At 69.0% G+C, this 20,620-nt stretch carries 20 protein-coding genes; 13 read left to right on the top strand and 7 right to left on the bottom strand.

Annotated features, from left to right (window positions below):
• The first annotated feature begins 24 nt into the window (after positions 1–24).
• Both BJY22_RS41775 and BJY22_RS41780 read left to right on the top strand, forming a co-directional pair.
• The gene (locus BJY22_RS41775) at positions 25–336 is read left to right on the top strand and encodes a hypothetical protein (protein ID WP_167209851.1); all 312 of its coding nucleotides are present in this window, start codon (positions 25–27) and stop codon (positions 334–336) included.
• Between the two features lie 38 nt (positions 337–374).
• Positions 375–1,043, top strand: a complete 669-nt coding sequence (locus BJY22_RS41780; protein WP_238350430.1) for a YqjF family protein — start codon at positions 375–377, stop codon at positions 1,041–1,043.
• Here BJY22_RS41780 and BJY22_RS22635 read toward each other — a convergent pair.
• On the bottom strand, positions 1,033–1,803 hold the full coding sequence (locus BJY22_RS22635; RefSeq protein ID WP_167209853.1) for a hypothetical protein: 771 nt from the start codon (positions 1,801–1,803) through the stop codon (positions 1,033–1,035). The two genes, BJY22_RS41780 and BJY22_RS22635, sit on opposite strands and share 11 nt — an antisense overlap.
• Positions 1,804–1,869: 66 nt before the next feature.
• On the opposite strand from BJY22_RS22635, the gene BJY22_RS22640 reads away from it, so the two are divergent.
• The 3 genes from BJY22_RS22640 (at position 1,870) to BJY22_RS22650 (ending at position 3,411) form a co-directional block, all read left to right on the top strand.
• Entirely contained in the window at positions 1,870–2,364 is a 495-nt protein-coding gene (locus BJY22_RS22640) for a MarR family winged helix-turn-helix transcriptional regulator (RefSeq protein WP_337758873.1), read from the top strand.
• Between the two features lie 73 nt (positions 2,365–2,437).
• A complete protein-coding gene (locus BJY22_RS22645; RefSeq protein WP_167209855.1) occupies positions 2,438–2,629 on the top strand; it encodes a hypothetical protein in 192 nt (63 codons plus the stop codon).
• Positions 2,626–3,411: a GNAT family N-acetyltransferase gene (locus tag BJY22_RS22650; protein WP_167209857.1), complete on the top strand. Its 786-nt coding sequence runs from the start codon at positions 2,626–2,628 to the stop codon at positions 3,409–3,411. Before BJY22_RS22645 ends, BJY22_RS22650 begins: the two co-directional genes overlap by 4 nt.
• Here the strand turns inward: BJY22_RS22650 and BJY22_RS22655 are convergent.
• Both BJY22_RS22655 and BJY22_RS22660 read right to left on the bottom strand, forming a co-directional pair.
• Positions 3,396–3,986, bottom strand: coding sequence for a GNAT family N-acetyltransferase (locus BJY22_RS22655; RefSeq protein ID WP_167209859.1), 591 nt, complete (start codon positions 3,984–3,986; stop codon positions 3,396–3,398). The two genes, BJY22_RS22650 and BJY22_RS22655, sit on opposite strands and share 16 nt — an antisense overlap.
• Entirely contained in the window at positions 3,983–4,777 is a 795-nt protein-coding gene (locus BJY22_RS22660; RefSeq protein WP_202891222.1) for a GDSL-type esterase/lipase family protein, read from the bottom strand. Before BJY22_RS22660 ends, BJY22_RS22655 begins: the two co-directional genes overlap by 4 nt.
• 124 nt (positions 4,778–4,901) lie before the next feature.
• Between BJY22_RS22660 and BJY22_RS22665 the strand changes: the two genes are divergently transcribed.
• The 7 genes from BJY22_RS22665 to BJY22_RS43020 all read left to right on the top strand — a co-directional run bounded on the left by BJY22_RS22665 (position 4,902) and on the right by BJY22_RS43020 (position 14,194).
• Entirely contained in the window at positions 4,902–5,351 is a 450-nt protein-coding gene (locus tag BJY22_RS22665) for a DUF4383 domain-containing protein (RefSeq protein ID WP_238350431.1), read from the top strand.
• 94 nt (positions 5,352–5,445) lie between these two features.
• Complete coding sequence (locus BJY22_RS22670; protein WP_337758874.1) at positions 5,446–8,436, top strand: sacsin N-terminal ATP-binding-like domain-containing protein; 2,991 nt, start codon at positions 5,446–5,448, stop codon at positions 8,434–8,436.
• A 264-nt stretch (positions 8,437–8,700) separates the two neighbouring features.
• The gene (locus tag BJY22_RS22675; protein ID WP_167209866.1) at positions 8,701–10,536 is read left to right on the top strand and encodes an ABC transporter substrate-binding protein; all 1,836 of its coding nucleotides are present in this window, start codon (positions 8,701–8,703) and stop codon (positions 10,534–10,536) included.
• Positions 10,533–11,627 carry an ABC transporter permease subunit gene (locus tag BJY22_RS22680; protein ID WP_167209868.1) on the top strand — a complete coding sequence of 365 codons (1,095 nt, stop codon included), beginning with the start codon at positions 10,533–10,535 and terminating at the stop codon, positions 11,625–11,627. The genes BJY22_RS22675 and BJY22_RS22680 overlap by 4 nt, the downstream gene beginning before the upstream one ends.
• Before the next feature lie 5 nt (positions 11,628–11,632).
• Positions 11,633–12,508, top strand: a complete 876-nt coding sequence (locus tag BJY22_RS22685; RefSeq protein ID WP_238350432.1) for an ABC transporter permease — start codon at positions 11,633–11,635, stop codon at positions 12,506–12,508.
• On the top strand, positions 12,501–13,310 hold the full coding sequence (locus BJY22_RS22690) for an ATP-binding cassette domain-containing protein (RefSeq protein WP_167209872.1): 810 nt from the start codon (positions 12,501–12,503) through the stop codon (positions 13,308–13,310). Before BJY22_RS22685 ends, BJY22_RS22690 begins: the two co-directional genes overlap by 8 nt.
• A complete protein-coding gene (locus BJY22_RS43020; RefSeq protein ID WP_167209873.1) occupies positions 13,307–14,194 on the top strand; it encodes an ATP-binding cassette domain-containing protein in 888 nt (295 codons plus the stop codon). The genes BJY22_RS22690 and BJY22_RS43020 overlap by 4 nt, the downstream gene beginning before the upstream one ends.
• Here BJY22_RS43020 and BJY22_RS22700 read toward each other — a convergent pair.
• From BJY22_RS22700 to BJY22_RS22710, 3 genes are read right to left on the bottom strand one after another with little or no spacing between them, the layout of a single operon-like run.
• Complete coding sequence (locus BJY22_RS22700; protein WP_167209876.1) at positions 14,191–14,967, bottom strand: class I SAM-dependent methyltransferase; 777 nt, start codon at positions 14,965–14,967, stop codon at positions 14,191–14,193. The two genes, BJY22_RS43020 and BJY22_RS22700, sit on opposite strands and share 4 nt — an antisense overlap.
• A gap of 42 nt (positions 14,968–15,009) precedes the next feature.
• The gene (locus tag BJY22_RS22705; RefSeq protein ID WP_167209878.1) at positions 15,010–15,354 is read right to left on the bottom strand and encodes a response regulator transcription factor; all 345 of its coding nucleotides are present in this window, start codon (positions 15,352–15,354) and stop codon (positions 15,010–15,012) included.
• Positions 15,355–15,371: 17 nt separating this feature from the next.
• Positions 15,372–17,810: an AfsR/SARP family transcriptional regulator gene (locus BJY22_RS22710; protein WP_167209880.1), complete on the bottom strand. Its 2,439-nt coding sequence runs from the start codon at positions 17,808–17,810 to the stop codon at positions 15,372–15,374.
• Positions 17,811–17,917: 107 nt separating this feature from the next.
• Between BJY22_RS22710 and BJY22_RS22715 the strand changes: the two genes are divergently transcribed.
• Positions 17,918–18,532, top strand: a complete 615-nt coding sequence (locus BJY22_RS22715; protein ID WP_167209882.1) for a LysE family translocator — start codon at positions 17,918–17,920, stop codon at positions 18,530–18,532.
• Here BJY22_RS22715 and BJY22_RS22720 read toward each other — a convergent pair.
• A complete protein-coding gene (locus BJY22_RS22720; RefSeq protein ID WP_167209884.1) occupies positions 18,529–20,565 on the bottom strand; it encodes a phosphocholine-specific phospholipase C in 2,037 nt (678 codons plus the stop codon). The genes BJY22_RS22715 and BJY22_RS22720 overlap by 4 nt on opposite strands.
• Between the last annotated feature and the right edge of the window lie 55 nt (positions 20,566–20,620).

The raw sequence follows: 20,620 nt of genomic DNA on the forward strand, positions 1-20,620 counted from the left end.
GTCGGGAGCGCTACGCTCGGACTCATGAAGTACGTCGCGCGGATCGTCGAGGTGCCGGATCACGGGATCAAGCTGGAGCCGGGGGAAGGCACCACGGTTCCGGAGCAGCCGACCGAGGTCAACCTGCTCGGGATGGCGATCGCGCTCGCGCTGGGTGCGGCCGGCTACCAGCACCACCCCGAGCAGCGGGATCCGGGGTTGCAGACGCTCGACGCGCTGCTGGCCGGCAAGGCCGTGATGCCGTGGAAGCCGGTGGAGCCGGGCGGTACGGCGTACGTCGTCTGCGAGCTGAACGACGGCAGGCCGACGTGCGAGGTTCGCCCGGCAGCGGAGTGAGCTGGCCTGAGCCGCCGCCGCTGCCGGGACCTCGGATCTTGCGGCAGCGGTGGCTGGAGCTGACCTTCGTGCACTGGGCGTTCGACCCGAAGGACCTGCTGCACTTCTTCCCACCCGGGACGCGGCCGGACACCTTCGAGGGCCGGACGTACGTCGGTCTCGTCCCGTTCCGCATGGTCGGCACCGGACTCCCGTACGGACCTGGCGTGCCGTACCTCGGGTCGTTCCTGGAGACGAACATTCGGCTGTACTCCGTCGACGAGACCGGTCGGCGTGGTGTCGTCTTCCTCAGTCTCGACGCGAACCGCCTGGCCGTCGTGGCGGCCGCGCGTGCGGTGTTCGGCTTGCCGTACCGCTGGGCCCGGATGTCCCACGAACGCAACGGCAACCACCACACCTACACGTCGACGGTACGTCGCTCCGGCGCGCAGTCACTCGTCGGCGTTCAGATGGGGGAGCGGCTCGCGCCCGGACCGCTCGAGGACTTCCTCACCGCCCGCTGGGGCCTGCATGTCCACCACGCCGGCCGCACCTGGTACCTCCCGAACATCCACCCGCCCTGGATCCTCCACACCGCGACACTGACAGCCCTCGACGCGGACGGGCTGCTGAAGTCCGTCGGCCTGACGCCGCCCGACCGCGCGCCGGACCATGTCGCGTTCAGCGCGGGCGTCCCCGCGGAGTTCGCCGTACCGCTCAGGCCGTGAGTTCCGCGGTCTCCTGGACGATGTGCGGGAGATTCAACTGACGCGCCCAGCGGTTCGTCTCGGTCGCGAGCGCTCGCGATCCCGCGACATCGCCCTCGTCGCGGAGCAGCACCGCGAGAGAAGCCTGTTGGGCGAGCGCGGGTCGCAGGTGGCCGGCCTTCTGCAGGAGCTCGGTCGACCGCTCCCACTGCGTCCGCGCAAGCGCCAGGTCGCCGGCCGCGTGGGCGTGGTGCCCGAGATGCCGAAGGGCTTGCGCCATGAGCAGCTCGTCGCCGACCTTTTCGCCGAGCTCCAACGCGGTCTCGTAGTGCGCGCACGCCTCGGTCGGCTGCTCGGACACGTTGTCGGCCATTGCGCCCGCCCAGAAGTTCGCCGCGCCGCGGCGGGCGTCGTCGGGGGCCTGCTCGATCAGCACCCGAGCACGATCCCGCAGGTCCAGAGTTCCTTCCCGGAACAGAGCGTTCGAGTAGTCCTTGCGGAACTGCAGGAGCCCGAGGTCCCACGCGCCGTCCGGGACGGCGTCGGCAGACGAGCCGTTCAGGAGAGCGCCGGCCGCCGCGAGCGCGGCTGTGGCATGGTCCGTCCGGTGACCGAAGTCGCGGTCGACGGCCACCGCCGCGAGCGCGAGCGCGAGGGCGGCACGCTCGCCGGGATCGTCGGTCCGGACGGCGGTCAGCAGGCTGGCCGCGCTGGCCCACCGTCCGGCGAGCGTGAGCTGGACGGCGGCGTCGATGATCACCAGAACAGGAAGTCGGCTCATAGCGCGACGGTACTTCGACGTCGAAATATTTGACAACTAACCTTCAGCGACTGAAAGATCAGACGGGTGAAGGATTTCGTGGACGCGCATGTCGACCTCTGGGCGGGGCAGCTGCCGGAGCTCGATCGTGATGTCGAGGGCATCACGGTGCGGCTCCAGGTCCTGACGCGGTACCTGGAGCGTCGCCGGGAGGCCGTGCTCGCCGAGTACGGGTTGCAGCTGTGGGAGTTCAAGACACTGCACATGCTCCGCCGCGGCGGTACGCCGTACCGCGCGACTCCCGGCGGGCTCGCCAAGCAGCTCGGGATGTCGCCCGCGGCGCTCACCAACCGCCTCGACGCCCTGGAGCGCCGCGGCTACATCGAGCGCTCACACGACCGCGACGACCGCCGGAAGGTGGTCGCGACCCTCACCAGCGCGGGCAACGAGCTCTGGGAGCGCGGCATCGGGGAGATCCTCCGGGTCGAGGAGGAGCTCGTCCATCGCCTGCCGGCGGCAGACCGCACGCGCCTGGACGACCTGCTGCGGCAACTCGTCCTGATCACCGAGAAGGATTCCTAGGCCCGGGTGATGTCAAGATCGTCCGTCCTGCTCCGACGTCCCGGCGTAAGCACCGAGACCGGAGGACGGACCCATGGAACCGCTGAACCTGATGGTGTCGCTGAGTCACTTCGCCGACGACAAGCGTGACCACAAGCACGGCCTGAGCCGGCCCGCCGGCCGCGCGCGCCGCAGTACCCCGGCCAACGGCCGGCCCGAGCCACGGCTGACCGTGCTCCGAATTGTCGCGCGGATCTGGGGAAGTCGTGCCAGAGTCCTCTCGTGACCGATGCCTTGAAGAGTGAGCTGCTCGCGGCGTACGACGACCAGCTGCGCGGGACCAGCGAGAGCGCCGACGTACCGACCAGCACGGACGGACCGGTGATCCGCGTCGAGTACGCGAGCCGTGGATTTGTCAGCTACCGCACCCTCGACGGCCTCGACAGCGCGGAGGTCGACGCGCTGATCGCCCGCCAGCGTGACTACTTCGCCGCCAAGGGACAAGCCGTCGAGTGGAAGCTGCGCGGGCACGACAAGCCCGCCGATCTGCCCGAGCGGCTGCGCGCGGCCGGGTTCGAGCCCGAGGAGCAGGAGACCGTCCTGATCGCCCAGAGCGCCGACATCGTTGAGCGCCTGCACGGCCGTGACTCGGTCGACGGCGTCACGATCCGCCTGGTACACGAGCTCGCCGACTTCGAGCGGATCGCCGCGATGGAGTCGACGGTCTGGAACGAGGACTGGTCCTGGCTGGCCGACGACCTGGTACGCCGGCACGCGGGCGGCGCGGACGTCTACGCCGCCGAGGTGGACGGGCAGGTCGTCTCCGCTGCCTGGGCCGTGTACAAGAAGGGCACCGAGTTCACCGGGCTCTGGGGCGGCTCGACCCTCGCGGAGTGGCGGGGCAAGGGCATTTACAAGGCGCTGGTCGCGATCCGCGCCGCGCGGGCGGTGGAGCTCGGCTACAAGTACCTCAACCTCGACGCGTCCGACGACAGTTCCCCGATCCTGCAGCGGCTCGGCTTCGTCGCGGTCACCACCACCACGCCGTACGTCTACAAGCCTGCCTGATCCGCGGCGCGGTACATGGCGTAGTGCATCGGGCCGCGGTGCGGCAGTTCCAGTTCGGCGATGACGGTGAAGCCCAGGGACTCGTAGAACCCGACGTTCGCGGGATCCTGGGTTTCGACGAACGCGGGGGAGTGGGCGGCGTCGGCGGTCGCGAGGCCCGGCGCGATGACGGCGCGGCCGAGGCCCTGGCGTTGGCGGTCGGGGTGCACGGCGGCGAGCGCGAGCAGCCAGAACGGGTCGCGGGGATGGAAGAGCGCGATCGCCTTCGCGTACTCCGCGGTGAGCGCGGTCCGGGACCCGGTGAGTTCCTCGAACGCCGCGCTGTGCCGGGCGAAGACGTCGGCAGGCAGGCCCGGCGGGAACCAGATCGCGACCGCGCTCACGTCGTCGGTGACCCAGACGCCACCGTGCGGCAGCCCGATCCCGGTGAGGAACAGCCGGTGGTACTGGGTGAGCCGTTCGACGTACCCGTCTGGGTCGAGGCAGGCGCGGGTCATCGGGTAGTCGACGAGGGCCTGCGTCAGCGTGTCGACGGCCGTGTCGACGTCCGCTTCGGTGGCCTCGCGAACGTTCATGTGCGGAGGGTTTCCAGGACGAGGCCGGCGACCGCGCGCATACCGGCTGCGTTCGGGTGGTACGGGACGAAGCCGCCGAGGGTGGGCGGGAGCAGCGTGAAGCCGGTGGTCCACGGCTCGGCCGATCCGATCGCGTGGTCGCGGCTGGCTGCCGACGCGGCGACGAGGTCCGCGCCGGTCGCCGCGGCGGCCTTGGCGAAGGCGGCGGCGAGACCGTCGGCCATCATGGCGATGCTCGGCAGCTGTTCCTCGTTCAGCGGTACGTCGAGGCGCGGGCGGGTCGCCGGTCCGACCAGGGTCAGGTAGTCGACGAGCACGATCCGGGCCTCGGGGGACCGCTCGCGGGCGCGCTCGACGACAGCCGTCAGCGAGTCGGTGACGGTCTGGTACGACGCCTCGTCCTTGAGGTAGCTGACCCGTGCGCGGATCCGGTTCGCGACGCGGCGGCCGAGGATCGTGGCCGGTTTCGCGATCGTGTTGAGGAAGCTTCCGCGCAGGAACGTGCCGACGTACTCGAGATCGTTGCCGCCGACGGTGATCGTCACGAGCGCGGTGTCCGGCGTGAGCGCGTCGAGCTGCGGCGGCGCGTCGTCCTGCGGGGTGTCGAGCAGGTGGGCGGTGGTGGCGCCGGAGTACGTGACGTCGACCAGGTCGAGACCGAGCTCGGCTGCGACCAGCTGCGCGTAGTTGTTGCCCGAACGGCCGGCCGGCGGATGCACGATCGGACTGATCCCCGGTCCCGCCGCGAACGAGCTGCCCAGTGCGACGTACCGACTGCCGGATGCGATCACGCGCACCACGATAGATGACTCCCGGGCAGCCGTCCGGGGCTGATAGGGCCCACCGCTGGGTACCGGAGCGGCACAATCCGCCGGGACAGCCGGTGGAGTCCGACGGCCAGAGGAGTTGGTCGAGATGTCGGATGTACACGCGAACCGGATGACCGCCACGACAGGACAGCTGGCCGCGACGGTCGTAGCTGCGGTCTTCCTCCTGGTCGGTGTGCTGGGATTCATTCCCGGGATCACCACCGACTACGACACGATGACGTTCGCGGGGCACGAATCGGAGGCATTGCTGATCGGCGTCTTCCAGGTCTCGGTGCTGCACAACATCGTTCACCTGCTGTTCGGCGTTGTCGGTCTGGCGATGGCGCGGACGTTCAACGGTGCCCGGACCTACCTGATCGGCGGTGGCGTCGTCTACCTGGTCCTGTGGATCTACGGACTGCTGATCGACCAGGCCAGTACGGCGAACTTCGTGCCGCTGAACACCGCGGACAACTGGCTGCATCTCGTGCTGGGCGTCGGCATGGTCGCCCTCGGACTGACAGTCGGCCGGGCCGCGGCACCTCGCAGCACCTGAGGAATCCGGCGACGCGCTGTCCGGGGTGATGCCTCCCCGGACAGCCGCCTGCGCCCGCGGAGGTCGGCTGGTCGGCGTGCGGCATACTGCCCCGGTGGCTGACGACGTGTTCGGTACGGCGGGGATTCGCGAGCGGGTGCTGGCCGGGTGGGCGGCGGCGCCGGTCCGGTTCCGGGAGGACGCGAACGCCGAGGAGGAGCTGGCACTCGGCGGGTACGTCGACCGCCTGGTGATCGAACTCGCCCAGAACGCCGCCGATGCGGCCGCCCGCGCCGGTACGCCGGGTCGCGTGCTGTACGAGTTCCGCGACAACACTCTCGTCGTCGCCAACACAGGCGCGCCGCTGGACGCCGAGGGCGTCGAGTCCCTCGCGACGCTCCGAGCCTCGGCGAAGCGTGACGGAGCCGGCTCGGGTGGCGAGGTGGGGCGGTTCGGGGTCGGGTTCTCCGCTGTGCTCGCGGTGAGCGATGAACCGGTGATCCTGTCGCGGACCGGCGGTGTGCGATTCTCCCGGGCCGACACCGCCGCCGCGATCGCCGACCTCGCGTCAGCACCTCTGGACACCGAGGTACGCCGTCGCGACGGGCACGTCCCCGTCCTCCGCCTCCCGTTCGACGCCGACGGCGAGCCGCCCATCGGGTACGACACCGTCGTCATCCTCCCGCTGCGCGACGAGGCCGCCGCAGAGCTCGTCCGCCGACTCCTGACCGAGTCCGACGACGCGCTCCTCCTCGCTCTCCCGGGCCTCGAACGCATCGAGATCGAGACCGACGACACCCGCCGAGTCCTCGAGAACGTCGACGCCCGCTGGTGGATCCACCGCGCGACCGGTGTCTTCGACGACGCCGAACGCGAGCAGCTCCTGTCGGACCGGCCCACCGAGGAACGGAGCCGCCCGAACTGGTCCATCGTCTGGGCGGTGCCGCGCACCGAAGCGGGCCAACCGGGCGGGGCGACGGCGAACCTCCCGGGGGTCGTCCACGCACCGACACCGACGGACGAACCGTTCGCACTTCCCGCGTTGCTGTTGGCAACTTTCCCGCTCGACTCCACCCGGCGGCACGTGGCCAAGGGACCGTTGACGGAGCGGCTCGTCCAGGAGGCGTCGACGGCGTACGGCGAACTCCTGCGCGAGCGGGCCGCGGACGGGGACGACGTACTGCGGCTGGTGCCGACCGGGCTCGCGGCGGGGACGGTGGATCGCATGCTGCGGGACGCGATCCTCGAGGTCCTGCCCGGCGTACCACTCCTGCGTGGCGTCGACGGGACCCTCCTGCGCCCGCGCGACGCGGTCGTCGTGGAAGGGGCCGACGAGGCGTTCGCCGAGGTCCTGGCGCCGCTCGTACCAGGCCTCATCCACGCGCGCCGTGAGCATCGACAACCATTGGACGCGCTACGAGTACGACGGCTCGAGCTCTCCGAGGTGATCGACCAGCTCGGGGGACAGGAATCGCCGACCTGGTGGCGCACGCTCTACAGCGCGCTCTCGACCATGACCACCGACCCGCTGATCCGCGAGGCCCTCGGCACCCTCCCGGTACCGCTCGCCGACGGGCGGCTCGTTCGCGGGGCCCGCGGCCTGCTCCTCCCCGGACCGGAGATCCCGGTCGACACGCTCGCCGCCTTCAGTGAGTACGGCGTCCGCGTCGTCCACCCGGACGCCGTCGACCCGGTCCTCGAACGCCTCGGCGCGATCCCCGCCACCCCACGCACGCTCCTCGAAGACGGAGCCGTCCGAACCGCCGTCGAGCACTCCGCCGACGCCGACGACCCGGATGCGATCGCGCACGCCGTCCTCGGACTGGTCGCCGCCGACCCGTCCCAGGCCGACGGCCTGTGGTGGCTCTCCGACCTCGTACTGCGCGACGCCGACGGCGATCCCGTCCCCGCGAACGCCCTCGTCCTCGAGGGCTCCGACGCCCAGGTGATCCTCGACCCCGAGGAGGTCGCGCCGATCGCGCACGACCTCGTCGAGCGCTACGGCAGGCCCGCGCTGGAGGCCGTCGGCGTCCTCGCGACCCTCGGCGTCGTGACCGCCTCCGATGTCGCCCTCGATCAGCTCCCCGAAGCGCTCCAGGACCTCGACGGGATCGAGGACTGGGTGTACGACGTGGCGCCCGGCGGATCGCCGTACGGGGCGACCGTCGGCGAGCTTCTCGCGATCCGCGACCTCGACTGGATCACCGACGAGAGCTGGCCGAGAACCCTTGCACTGCTGGGATCCGAACCCGATCTGCGCCGCGCGCTCGTCACCCAGGTCCGTGTCGTCGGCCCCGACGACCGCCCGCTCGGCGTACCGTCGTACGCCGCCTGGTGGATCCGCGAACACGTCCTCCTCGACGACGGCGACCCGCTCGCCGGCCGCGCCGATCCGGACGCCGAACCGGTGCTCGCGAGCTTCCTCGACGAAGCACCCGCCTGGACAGCCGGCCTCGATCCCGAGGTCCGCACGGCGGTCGGCCTGGTCCGTGACGCCGGCGATCTCGACGCCGACGGTCTCGCGCTCGTCCTCGACCGGTTGGCCGACCCGGAGCGCGAGGTCGACGAGGCCGCGATCCTGACGCTGTGGACGCGGCTCGGCACGCTCGCGCTGTTCCCCGGCGACGCGCCGGCCCAGGTCCGCGTGCTCGGGACGGACGGCGTCACCCGGGTGATCGACGCGGATCGCGCGGTCGTGATCGACGGGCCGATGTGGGTGCAGCGGGAGGACCTCGGCGGTTTCGTGATCGGTTCCGGCGCCGCCGCCGACGGGCTCAGCGACCTGTTCGACGTCCCGCTCGCCCAGGAGGTTGCCGAAGGCAAGATCGACGGCACCGGTACGGCGGCCGACGTGCCGGCGATCGTCCGTGAACTCGTCCCCGAGGTACCGGCGACGTGGTGGGAGCACGAGGAGCTCACCGTCGACGGCGTCGAGGTCTCGTGGTGGGTGGACGCCGACGGCGGCCCGCACGCGGCGACCTTCGACGGGCTGGCCAAGGCGCTGGCCTGGGCGGCCGGCCGGTGGGACCAGCGGCACGTGATCCGCGCGGTCCTCAACGAACCGGACCGTTCCGTGGAACTTCTGGTCGACGCCGTCTACGACTGACCGGAACCGGCCGCCCCGACGGCTTGCCCACCCCGGAGTTGTACGCGGTGTGACCGTTTTTGGAAGCGTTTCCGCCTGACGGGAGTCACGCAGAGCGAGCAACGTTGTCAACGGTTGGTATATCGACTGATCTGCGGATATGACGACGCGGTTTCAACGTGGCAACGAACTCTTGTCAACGTTGTCAGGCCTCCTTATAGTCCGTGGCACCTCTCGGTCCGTGACCGGCCTGTCCACGCAACGCAAACGGAGGTGACATTCATCATGAATGACGCACCGCGCCCGCAGTACGAAGATGTCGAAGATGTCGTCCGGTACCAGTTGAGCCGTCGCAGCATGCTCGGAGGAGGTGCCGCGGCAGCGATGACCGCTTTCCTGGCAGCCTGCTCCGACGGCGGCTCCTACTCGGACAAGCCGGCCAACGCCAAGCCCGCCGCCACCAAGTCCATCCAGATCGGCAAGGCCAACATCCCGGTCCCGCGGGAGCAGACGGTGATCGTCGGCCAGGTCGAGTACACCGTCTTCGACAGCTTCAACGGGATGATCCCGAACGGCAACCCGAGTGGTGCCGGCGTGGAGCTGGCCACCGAGCCGCTGTTCTTCCTCAGCTTCGCCACCGGCAAGCTCACGCCGTGGCTGGCGACCGAGTACAAGTACAACGACGACCACACCGAGCTGACGCTCAAGTTCGACCCGAAGGCCCACTGGAACGACGGTAAGCCGCTCGGTGCGAACGACTTCAGGTTCACGGTGATGGCGCTCAAGGACCGGCCCGAGCTGTTCGGCGGCGGCGGCGAACTGAAGGAGTTCGTCAAGACCGTCGAGGTGCCCGACCCGCAGACGGCGGTGGTCAAGTTCCTCAAACCGACGCCGCGGTTCCACTACAACTTCATCGCGGCGATCGCGGGCGCGCCGAACAACATCCTGCCCGAGCACATCTGGAAGTCGCAGGACCTGACGAAGTACAAGGACAACCCGCCGGTCCGCTCCGGCCCGTACAAGCTGAAGCAGGCGATCCGGAACCAGAAGATGTTCGTCTGGGAGAAGGACCCGAACTACTGGAACAAGGACAAGCTCGACGTCAAGCCGCAGTACGTCGTGTTCCAGAGCACCTCGAAGCAGCTCGACCAGGCGTCGCTGGCGTTCGAGCGCGCGGAGTTCGACGTCGGCTCGATCGACACCCAGCACGCCACCCAGCTGAGCAACACCGGCTACCCGAACCTGGTCACGACGCAGTTCCACGACCCGAACCCACGGGTGATGTGGCTGAACTGCGACCCGGCCAGGGGCGTGATGGCGGAGCCGAAGATGCACTGGGCCATCAACCACTGCCTCGACCGGGAGAAGATCGGGACGTCGGTGTGGGACGTGAAGGTGCCGCCCGCGATCTACCCGTGGGCGGACTACCCGACCAACGACAAGTGGAAGAACGACGAGCTGGCGAACAAGTACAAGTTCGAGTACAGCCTGGAGAAGGCGACCGCGCTGCTCGACGAGATCGCGCCGAAGAACGCGGCCGGCAAGCGCACGTACAAGGGCAAGGAGATCAACCTCGAGATCATCACGCCCGCGCAGGTCGACAAGGCCGAGTACGCGATCGCGAACGTGCTGAAGACCGATCTCGCCAAGGTCGGCGTGCCGTGCACGCTGCGCAGCCTTTCCGGCAGTGTGCACGACGAGAAGTTCCAGCGCGGTGAGTACGACATCGACTCCCAGTGGGCCGGGTTCGCCATCGACCCCGCACAGCTCTACACCGACTGGGACAGCAGCAAGGCCCAACCGATCGGCAAGAACGCCGCGAACAAGAACAAGATGCGGTTCCGGGATCCGGCGTTCGACGAGATCATCCGGAAGCTGACCGGGATGGACCCGGAAAGCGAGGAGGCCAAGCCGCTGCTCGAGCAGGCCCTGGAGATCTACTTCCAGAAACTGCCGCTGCTGCCGGTCATCCAGACCGGGTACCCGCAGTACTTCAACACCGCGTTCTGGAAGGACTGGCCGACCGACGACAACCTGTACGAGGTGCCGTTGAACTGGTGGCCGCACTTCATCTTCGTGCTCGCCAAGATCAGCGCCACCGGGCAGAAGGGACCGGCGTGACGGCTGAGGCGCCGCCGGTGGTAGCTGTCGACAAGAGCCAGGACTCCGCACCCCGGTCCGGGGTGCGGGCCTGGCTGTCGCGGCATCCGCTGGCGGCGTACTCGATCCGAAGGCTCGGGCTCTACCTGGTGGAGCTGTGGGGTGCGCTCACCATCACGTTCTTCTTCTTCCGCCTGATGCCCGGCGACCCGATCCAGACCCTGATCCAGACACTGCAGCAGAACTACATCTACAACGCGCAGGCGAGCGCCGAGCTGATCGCGCGCTACCAGCAGGAGTTCGGTCTCACCGGGAACCTGTTCTCCCAGTACCTGAAGTACATGGAGAAGCTGGTCCTGCACGGCGACATGGGACCGTCGCTGATCAACTACCCGACGCCGGCACAGACCGTCATCCTCAGGTCGTTGCCCTGGACGATCGGTCTGCTCGGCCTGTCCGCGGTGCTGGCGTGGATCCTCGGTGTCGTCATCGGCGCGATCGCGGGCTGGCGGCGCGGCAAGCTCGGCTCGCGGATCGCGACGAACCTCTCGATCGCGCTGTCGCACGTGCCGTACTTCTTCGTCGCGCTGATCCTGGTGTACATCTTCGCGTACTCGATGGGCATGCTGCCGGCCAGATCGGCGTACGACTCGCGGATCGACCCCGGGATATCCCTGGCGTTCATCGGCAGCGTGCTCAAGTACGGGCTGCTCCCCGGGTTGTCGATCGTCCTGATCGGGACGTTCAGCTGGATCCTGTCCACCCGGATGCTGATGGTGCCGATCCTCGGCGAGGACTACCTGGTGTACGCCGAGGCGAAGGGCCTGAAGGGCTGGCGGATCCTGACCCGGTACGCGCTGCGGAACTGCTACCTGCCGCAGATCACCGCGTTCGGCATCTCGCTGGGCTTCATCTTCAACGGCAACGTGCTCGTCGAGCAGCTGTTCAACTACCCGGGTCTCGGGACCACGCTGGTCACCGCGATCCAGCAGCTCGACTTCAACACGATCCTCGGGGTGACCAACATCGCGATCTTCTCGGTGCTGACCGCCGTGCTGCTCCTCGACCTCCTGCTCCCGCTGCTTGACCCGCGGGTCAAGTACTGGAAGTGATGACGATGAGACTTCTGACTGCGGTACTGCGCACGATCCGGAACAGCCGGCGACTGGCGAGCGGGCTCGCGATCCTCGCAGTGATGGTGCTGCTGGCCTTGTTCAGCCCGCTGATCGTGAAGCTGATCGGGGGTGGGAAGGACCCGATCGAGGTGGCGGCGTACGAGAAGTGGCTGGTGCCCGGGCCGGGACACGTGCTGGGCACCGACCAGTTCGGCCGGGACGTGCTGGCGATGGTCGTGAAGGCGCTCTCGGTGTCGCTCCAGATCGGCGCGATCGCCGGTGTCATCTCCACCGTCGTGGGCGTGATCGTGGCCTTCGTGGCCGGCTACAAGGGCGGGTGGATCGACGGCATCCTGTCGACGTTCACCGGGATCCTGCTGGTGATCCCGACGTTCCCGTTGCTGATCGCGCTCTCGGCGTACGCCAAGAACGTCAGCCTGTTCCAGGTCGGCGTGATGATCTCGATCTTCTCCTGGCCGTTCGCGGCCAAGACGATCCGGTCCCAGGTGCTCAGCCTGCGAACCCGCCCGTACGTCGACCTGGCGCGGGTGAGCAAGGCCCGCGACCTGGAGATCATCGTCACCGAGCTGCTGCCGAACCTGCTGCCGTTCATCGGCGTCGGTTTCGCGTCGTCGGCGCTCGGCGCGATCTTCGGGCTGGTCGGCCTGGAGGTGATCGGGCTCGGGCCGGGTGGTGTCATCGACCTCGGGCAGATCATCTTCAACGCGATCACCACCGGCGCGCTGACGCTGGGCGCGTGGCCGATGTTCGTGGTGCCGATCGTGCTGCTGACGTTGCTGTTCGCGGCGCTGAACATGGTGAACATCGGCCTCGAAGAGGTCTACAACCCGCGACTGAGGGGAGTGGCCGGTGAGTAACGTACTGGAGATCAAAGGCTTCGAGGTCGCGTACTCCACCAACCGGGGCGACGTGAAGGCGGTCCGCGGGATCGACCTCGACGTCCGCCGCGGCGAGATCCTCGGGATCGCCGGGGAGTCGGGCAGCGGCAAGAGCACGCTGGCAGTCGCCCTGCTCCGGCTCCTGAAGGCGCCGGGCAAGGTGACCGGCGGTTCCGCGATGTTCCATCCGGCCGGCCGGTCGCCGGTGGACCTGCTGAAGGTGCACGGCGAGGAGCTGCGGGTCCTGCGCTGGAGTGCGCTGTCGTACCTCCCGCAGGGCTCGATGAGTTCGCTGAACCCGGTGATGCGCGTGCAGGACCAGTTCAAGGACGTGATCATCGAGCACGCGCCCGAACGCAAGGACTCGTTGGGCGAGCTGGTGCCGCGGCTGCTCGGCCAGGTCGGCCTGGAGCCGCGCGTGGCCCGGATGTATCCGCACGAGCTGTCCGGCGGGATGAAACAGCGCGTGCTGATGGCGATCGCGGTCGCACTCGAACCGGACCTGGTGATCGCGGACGAGCCGACGACCGCGCTGGACGTGACGATCCAGCGGGTCATCCTGCAGTCGCTGGCGGATCTGCGCACCGACTTCGGCGTCACGCTGATGGTGATCTCGCACGACATGGGCGTGCATGCGCAGCTGGCCGACCGGGTCGCGGTGATGTACGAGGGCCGGCTGGTCGAGGTCGGCGACGTCCGGCAGGTGTTCAAGAACCCGCAGGACGCGTACACCCGGCAGCTGATCGAGTCGATCCCCAAGCTGGGACGGAGGGCATCGTGAAGTCGGAACTCGAACTTCGTGGCGTACAGCAACGATTCCACGCCCGCGGCGTGGCCGAGGGGTACATCACCGCGGTGGACGACGTGAGCTTCAGCCTGGCCGCGTCGCCGCCGCAGATCGTCAGCCTGGTCGGTCAGAGCGGCAGCGGGAAGAGCACGATCGCGCGGAACGTGCTCGGTCTGCAGAAACCCACGGCCGGGTCGGTGCTGTACGGCGGGAAGGACATCTTCAAACTGAACCGGGCCGAGTACGACGAGTACCGGCGCGACGTCCAACCCGTCTTCCAGGACCCGTACGCGATCTTCAACCCGTTCTACCGGGTGGATCGCGCGCTCTGGAAGGCGGTGAAGAAGTTCAAGCTCGCGGACACCCGCGCCAAGGGCCTCGAGCTGATCGAGGAGTCGCTGCGCGCGGTACGGCTGGAGCCGGAGAACGTGCTGGGACGGTACCCGCACCAGCTCTCCGGCGGTCAGCGCCAGCGGATCATGCTGGCGCGGGTGCACATGCTGCGGCCGTCGTTCATCATCGCGGACGAGCCGGTGTCGATGCTGGACGCCCAGGTGCGTAAGCACTTCCTGGACATCCTGCTCGACTTCCAGCGCCAGCACGGGATGACGACACTGTTCATCACCCACGACCTGTCGACGGTGTACTACCTCGGCGGCGAGGTCATGGTCATCACCAAGGGCCAGATCGTCGAACGCGGACCGGTCTCCACGGTGATGCACGACCCGTCCCACCCGTACACCAAGCTGCTGCTCGACTCCATCCCGCAACCCGACCCCGACCTGCGCTGGACCAGCCGCATCGCCGTCGACGAACTCGAGCACGTCGACGACAGCACCCCCGGCGACACCACCAAGCCGGAGGCGCCGATCATCTAGGCGGGCTTCCGGGCGCTGGTGTACAGGAGTTGGTAGAACCACGCCCGGAAGCGCGGGTCGAGCATCAGCGCGCGGTAGCGGGCGAGCTCGTCCGTGGTGGCGCCGGCGGCGAGCAGGAGAGGTTCGGCCTGCCGGTTGAGATTGCGGTGCAGGAGACAGCCGTCGCTGCCGCCTGCGGTGGTTTCGGAGTACTCGGTCGTGTGGACGTCGACCAGCCCGGCCGCCGTCATCCGGTGCGGGACTTCGGCGGCCCAGCTGAGGCTGATCCCGCGAGTCTTGCCGACGATCTCATGGGACAGGTACTGCATGCGTTCCCACAGCGCGCTGTCTTCGGGCGCCGGTACGGCGATCGGCTGCAAGACCCGGCCGGTGAAGTCGCCGAGGACAAGGTGACCGCCCGGCGCGAGCGCGTCGACCAATTGCGTGAAGATCTTCTCCCGCTCGGGAATGTGGAGCAGGACGAGTCGTGCGTGGATCAGGTCGAAGGGACCGTCCACGCCGAGGCCGTCGCGCAGATCGTGCTGCAGCACCTTCACGCCGGGCGCGGCATCCGCGAGCTGGGTCGTGGCGATGTCGACGGCGACGACCTCGCCGGTCCGGGCGGCGAGCCAGTTCGCGATCGAGCCCGATCCGGCGCCGAGCTCGAGGCACCGCGCGTTCGGCCCGAGGCCGAGTCGCTCCAGGCACCACCGGGTCGGCGGGTCCAGCACGTTCCCGAGATGATCGAGGTGATCGTGTCCGAGCTCACTGTCACTGTCGAAGACGTAGTCCATACCGCCAGACTGGTCGGTGGCCGCGGACCGGCACATCCGGATTCACCCGGATCGTGACAGTGCCCAGGCCACGATCTCGTACCGGCTGGTCAGGTCCAGTTTCTGCCTGATGTGGTCGAGATGGGTCTCGACGGTCCGCCGGGAGATCACCAGCGTGCTCGCGATCTGTTCGTTGCTGAGGCCCTGCCCGGCCAGCTCCGCGACCTCGAGCTCCCGGCTGCTGAGCGGCTTGTCCGTCGGCGTGGGCGGCGCGAGTGCCTCGGTCATCAACTCGTCCTGGCTGAGCCGGCGGCCCGCCGCCATCAATCTGTCGGCAGCCCGCCGGCCCGCCTGCGCCCGCAGGCTGTCGACGACGCGCTCGCAGAACGCGGTCATCGTGCCGGACATCCGGCCGCCGCGCCGGCTCAGCGCGGCGGCGGCTCCGGCGAGCCGGAGCGCTGCGTGGTGGCGGCTCCGGCGAGCCGGAGCGCTGCGTGGTGGCGACCTTCGGCCGCTGCCAGACTGGTGCTCGCCCACAGCCACTCCGGATCCTCGATCAGCCCGGATGCCTTCCGCAGGTGGGCGACGATCGCGGTGAGCTGCGCGCGATGCGTCCGTACGTCGCCGGTCGCGGCGGCCGCGTACGCAAGACCGAGTCGGGCGTTGAGGGCGAGCGCCGATCCTCCGTTCGAGCCGCTCAGTGTCAGCGCCTCCCGGTAGCGCTCGGCACCGAGGTCCCACTCGCCGTCCTCGAAGTGGGCCAGCGCCAGCACGGTCAAGGTCCAGCCGCGGCCCTGGTCGTCGTCACTGCGCCGGAACCTGGCGATGCTCTGCTGACACAGCTCGACGGCGTACGAGGTCTGTCCGGTGGAGGCGGCCACGAGCGCGAGATTGCGGAGCGCGCGGGCGGTCCCCGGCTCGTCGCCGAGCTGCAGTCTCAGAGCGAGGCTCTGCTCGTAGGCAGCCTTCGCGGCCGCGTAGTCACGCTGACGCCAGGCCAGGCGTCCCAGCCGGGTGAGTGCGGATGCGCGCAGGGCCGGGTCGCCACGATCCAGGAACTCCTCCAGGCGCGATCGGGCGTCGTTGACGTAGGCGCGGTGTTCCCAGAAGTAGGCGGTGGCGGTCGCCAGCCGCAGGACGAGATCGCCGGGCTGAGTCCGTGCCCAGCTCGAGGCCGACAGCAGGTTGGCCTCATCCGGCTGCAACCCGATCAGGGTCGCGGCCGGGTCGGGTCCGCGCAGGTTCGCATCGCCTTGCTGTGCGACCGTGAGGTAGTGCGCCGCATGTCGCGCTCGGAGCGACGGCGAGTCGCCGAGGAGCGAAGCGGCGTACTGGCGGACCGGCTCCAATAGGCGGTAGCGCACGTGTCCGTCGTGCAGGCTGACGGTCAGCACGAGCGAGTGGTCCACGAGCCCGGTCAGGGCACCGAGGAGTTCGTCGCCGAGACCGGCGACGGCCTCGACCGCGGCGAGGTCGAATCCGCCGGTGAACACGGCAAGACGTTCGAACAGCAGCTGCTGCGGCGCGGACAGAAGGTGGTAGCTCCAGTCGATCGCTGCGCTCATCGTGCGCTGGCCCCCGGGCGCATCCTGCAGCAGGGGTGTGAGCCGGTCGAGGATCTGACGCGGCGAGAGCACCCGGCTCCAAGCCGCGGCGAGTTCGATGGCGAGCGGCAGGCCGTCCAGTCGCCGGCAGATCAGATCCACGGTGGAGCGGTCCTGCGGATGCGCACCGGCGACCAGTGCGGCGCGATCGGCGAACAGTTCGATCGCGGGCGCGGGCGCGAGCGGCGGAAGCCGGTAGACCTGCTCGCCGGACGCACCCAGCGGCACTCGACTCGTGGTCAGGATCCGCAGGCTCGGACAGCTCGCGAGCATCCGCCCCACCAGCTCGGCTGCCGCGGTCGCCATGTGCTCGCAGTTGTCCAGAATCAGCAACAGATCCGCCGGGTCCGTCTCGCCGAGCGCCTCGTCGACGGCGGTCTGCACCGAAGGAGCCAACGCGAGTTCCGCCAGTACGACGCGATCGGCGAACCGGACCGCGAACTCACGGCTCAGTCGAGTCTTGCCCGCGCCGGGTGCACCGGCGATCGTCACCAGGCGGGAGCTGCGCAGCAGGCGGTCCAGTTGGAGGAGTTCCTCGTCGCGGCCGAAGAAGCGGGTGAGGTCGTGGGGGAGACCTTGGCGGGTGTCCGTCGGGTGTCCCTGTAGGAGGCTGCGGTGGATCGCCTGGAGTTCGGGTGTGGGGTCGGTGCCGAGTTCGTCGGCGAGGTGGGTGCGGAAGGTCTCGTAGCGGTCCAGCGCCTCGGCGGAGCGGCCGGCGTCGCGCAGCGCTGTGAACAGTCGAAGCCAGAGGGTTTCCCGGAAGGGATAGCGCGTCGTGAGCTTGTGGAGTTCTGGGATGTCGGGATCGGGGAGCTGCTCCCAAGCCGTGAGGTAACGCTCCACGAGTGCCGGTGCGTCGTGTTCCTCCAGCCACGGTGAGATCGCACTCGCGAACGGATCTCCGCGCCACAATGTCAACGCCTGTTCGGGATTCCCCGCGTCGAGCAGTTGATGGAACCGCCGTACGTCGACACACTCCGGCGGGAGGTCGAGACGATAGCCGGTCGGTTCGGTGGCGATCGCGTCGTCGCCGAGGACGCGGCGCAGTCGCCCGACGTACGTCTGCAGGCTGCCCCGGAGCCGCTGCGGCGGATCGTCCGCCCACAGCGCGCGGCCGAGCACGTCGACCGGCACCGTCCGCCCGCAGTGCAACGCGAGCACCGCCAGCAGGGCCCGGACCTTGCGGCCCGGAACCGGCACCACCCACCCGTCCCGACGGACCTCGAACGGCCCGAGCAGCCGTATGTCGAGCTGTCCCATCTCACCCCCGAGAGATATGACGAACCACTCTACCGATCAGGTGGGTCGTCCGGACTGACAGCGAACTGGCAGCGGCCGTCCGTACCGTCCTCCCGTGAGGGGGGAACATGCCGAATGGAACAACAATCGCGTCCTTCTGCCTGGCCGCTCTGGTGGTGCTCGTCGTCCCCGGGCCGTCGGTCGCGTACGTCGTCACCACCAGCCTGCGCCACGGCCGTACCGCGGGGCTCGCGTCAGTGCTGGGTCTGGAACTCGGAGCACTCGTGCACGTCGTCGCGGCGGCCGCGGGACTGGGGGCGGTGCTCGTGTCGTCACCGGATCTGTTCCGGTTGATCAGGTACGCCGGTGCCGCCTACCTGCTCGTGATGGGTGTTCGCGAGCTCCGCCCGCTGAAGGACGAGGCGCCGAAGCACCGCGCGCCGCCGAGGAACCATCTCCGGATGATCCGCGACGGCATCCTCGTCGACCTGCTGAACCCGAAGACCGTGTTGTTCTTCCTCGCGTTCCTGCCACAGTTCGTCCGTCCGGCGGAGGGGTCCGGACAGATCCTCGTCCTCGGCGCATGCTTCGTCCTCCTGGCCGCGGCCTGCGACGCGACGTACGCCATGGCAGCCGGCAGCCTCGCGAGGCACCTCCACGGATCACCACAAGCCCGGCGCAGGATCAAGCAAACCACCGGAGGCGTCTACCTGACCCTGGCCGGCCTCGCGGTCCTGACCTAGACGGTCCTGATCGCCGGGTCGCTGGTGCCTGGGGTGCCGGTTTCGACGTGGCCGGCGAAGCGGCGGAGGTACGTGCCGTCGGCGTCTGTTGTGATCGAGACGTCGTACCAGCGGCTCGTGGTGGTGATGGTGCGGGTGGTGGTGCCCGTGAGTAGGTCGAGGTGCTGGGTTGTACCGGTGTACGCGTTGGTGATGGTGACACGGCGGGCGGCGTCGGTGGTGAAGGTGAGAACGACGTTGCCCGTGGTGGCGTTCTCGCGGGCGGTGATCTCGAGGGTGGTGGCGGGCTTGCCCTTGAACGCGCGGAGGAAGCCGTTCGGGCCGTGCACGGTGAGGTCGGTGACGCCGCCGGAGTAGACCGGGTTCCAGCTGTCGGCGAGGCTCTTGCCGGCCTCGGTGGTGTACGTCCAGGGGCCGTCGGTGCGGTTGGCGGCCGTGATGAGGAACTGGGCGCCGGCGCGCGGCCCGGAGCTGAAGGTCAGCTTGTACTTGCCGTCGGCAACCGCTCCGTCGACGGCCGGTGCGTAGGGCAACGGCCTGGTCGGGCGCCGCCCGCGCTCCTGGGCCGGGATGCTGCCGACCGCGGGCGGGACCGGCCGATAGTCCGGGTGCCGGTCGTTGTCCGGCGGCTCGTACGCCGACGTGTCCGGAAGCTCGGCCGGCCGGGTGGTGGACGTACCGAAGTCGAACGCCGACGTGAGGTCGCCGCAGATCGCCCGGCGCCACGGCGAGATGTTCGGCTCGTGCACGCCGAACCGCTTCTCCATGAACCGGATGATCGACGTGTGGTCGAACACCTCCGAGCAGGTGTAACCGCCGGTGCTCCAGGGCGACACCACGACCATCGGCACGCGGGGACCGAAACCGTACGGGCCGGCGACGTACTTGCTGCTGCCCGGGTAGCGGTCGAGCGTGGTGTCGACGGTGGACAGCCCCTGGGACGCCGAGGCCGGCGGGTACGGCGGTACGACGTGGTCGAAGAAGCCGTCGTTCTCGTCGTACGTGACGAACAGCGCGGTCCTGCTCCAGACCTCCGGGTTCGCGGTGAGTGCGTCCAGGACCTGGGAGATGTACCAGGCGCCGTAGTTCGTCGGCCAGTTCGAATGCTCGCTGAACGCCTCGGGCGCGGTGATCCAGGAGATCTGCGGCAGCCGGTCGGCCTGCACGTCGGCGGCCAGTCGCGCGAACAGGTTCTCACCGGCCTTGGCGTTCGTGCCGGTGCGCGCCTTGTCGTACAGGGGATTGCCGGGTTGTGCGTTGCGGTAGTTGTTGAAGTAGAGCAGCGAGTTGTCGCCGTAGTTGCCGCGGTACGCGTCCTCGATCCAGCCCCAGTGCCCGGCCGCGTCGAGTCCGTCGCCGATGTCCTGGTAGATCTTCCACGACACGCCGGCCTGCTCGAGGCGTTCCGGGTACGTCGTCCAGCCGTACCCGAGCTCGTCGTTGCCGAGGACCGGGCCGCCGCCGGTGCCGTCGTTCCCGGTGTAGCCGGTCCACAGGTAGTACCGGTTCGGGTCGGTCGCGCCGATGAAGGAGCAGTGGTAGGCGTCGCAGATGGTGAACTTGTCCGCGAGTGCGAAGTGAAACGGGATGTCCTCGCGGGTCAGGTAGGCCATCGTGACCGCGGACTTGGCCGCGATCCACTGGTTGTACCTGCCGCCGTTGATCGCCTGCTGCCCGTCCGGCCAGCTGTGCGGTAGTCCTTGGAGGAACTGCAGACCGAGGTCGTCGGCCTCCGGGTGGAACGGGAGCGTCTCCTGCCCGCCGGCACTCGCCTGATGCCAGACGGGCTTGCCGCTGGGCAGCGTCACCGGCCGCGGGTCACCGAATCCGCGGACACCGTTCAGCGTGCCGAAGTAGTGGTCGAAGGAGCGGTTCTCCTGCATCAGGACGACGATGTGCTCGACGTCGCGGATGGTGCCGAACCGGCGGCGGGCGGGAATCGCGGCGGCCTGCTCGATACTGTTCGCCATCGCGGCGAACGCGGCCGACGCGCCGGCCAGCTGCAGGAACCTCCGGCGATCGATGTCTGGCATGCGAGTCTCCTTGTCGGGGCGGATGGAGCCTCCGGGCACCCTAGTCTGAACGTTT

It is taken from the genome of Kribbella shirazensis (assembly GCF_011761605.1).
GTDB lineage: Bacteria > Actinomycetota > Actinomycetes > Propionibacteriales > Kribbellaceae > Kribbella > Kribbella shirazensis.

Coding starts and splice junctions, on each gene's coding strand:
- BJY22_RS22655 (WP_167209859.1), bottom strand. CDS start 3,986: ATGAACGTTCGCGAGGCCACCGAAGCGGACGTCGACACGGCCGTCGAC.
- BJY22_RS22645 (WP_167209855.1), top strand. CDS start 2,438: ATGGAACCGCTGAACCTGATGGTGTCGCTGAGTCACTTCGCCGACGAC.
- BJY22_RS22685 (WP_238350432.1), top strand. CDS start 11,633: ATGAGACTTCTGACTGCGGTACTGCGCACGATCCGGAACAGCCGGCGA.
- BJY22_RS22635 (WP_167209853.1), bottom strand. CDS start 1,803: ATGAGCCGACTTCCTGTTCTGGTGATCATCGACGCCGCCGTCCAGCTC.
- BJY22_RS22720 (WP_167209884.1), bottom strand. CDS start 20,565: ATGCCAGACATCGATCGCCGGAGGTTCCTGCAGCTGGCCGGCGCGTCG.
- BJY22_RS22700 (WP_167209876.1), bottom strand. CDS start 14,967: ATGGACTACGTCTTCGACAGTGACAGTGAGCTCGGACACGATCACCTC.
- BJY22_RS22715 (WP_167209882.1), top strand. CDS start 17,918: ATGCCGAATGGAACAACAATCGCGTCCTTCTGCCTGGCCGCTCTGGTG.
- BJY22_RS22675 (WP_167209866.1), top strand. CDS start 8,701: ATGAATGACGCACCGCGCCCGCAGTACGAAGATGTCGAAGATGTCGTC.
- BJY22_RS22705 (WP_167209878.1), bottom strand. CDS start 15,354: ATGTCCGGCACGATGACCGCGTTCTGCGAGCGCGTCGTCGACAGCCTG.
- BJY22_RS22665 (WP_238350431.1), top strand. CDS start 4,902: ATGTCGGATGTACACGCGAACCGGATGACCGCCACGACAGGACAGCTG.
- BJY22_RS22710 (WP_167209880.1), bottom strand. CDS start 17,810: ATGGGACAGCTCGACATACGGCTGCTCGGGCCGTTCGAGGTCCGTCGG.
- BJY22_RS41775 (WP_167209851.1), top strand. CDS start 25: ATGAAGTACGTCGCGCGGATCGTCGAGGTGCCGGATCACGGGATCAAG.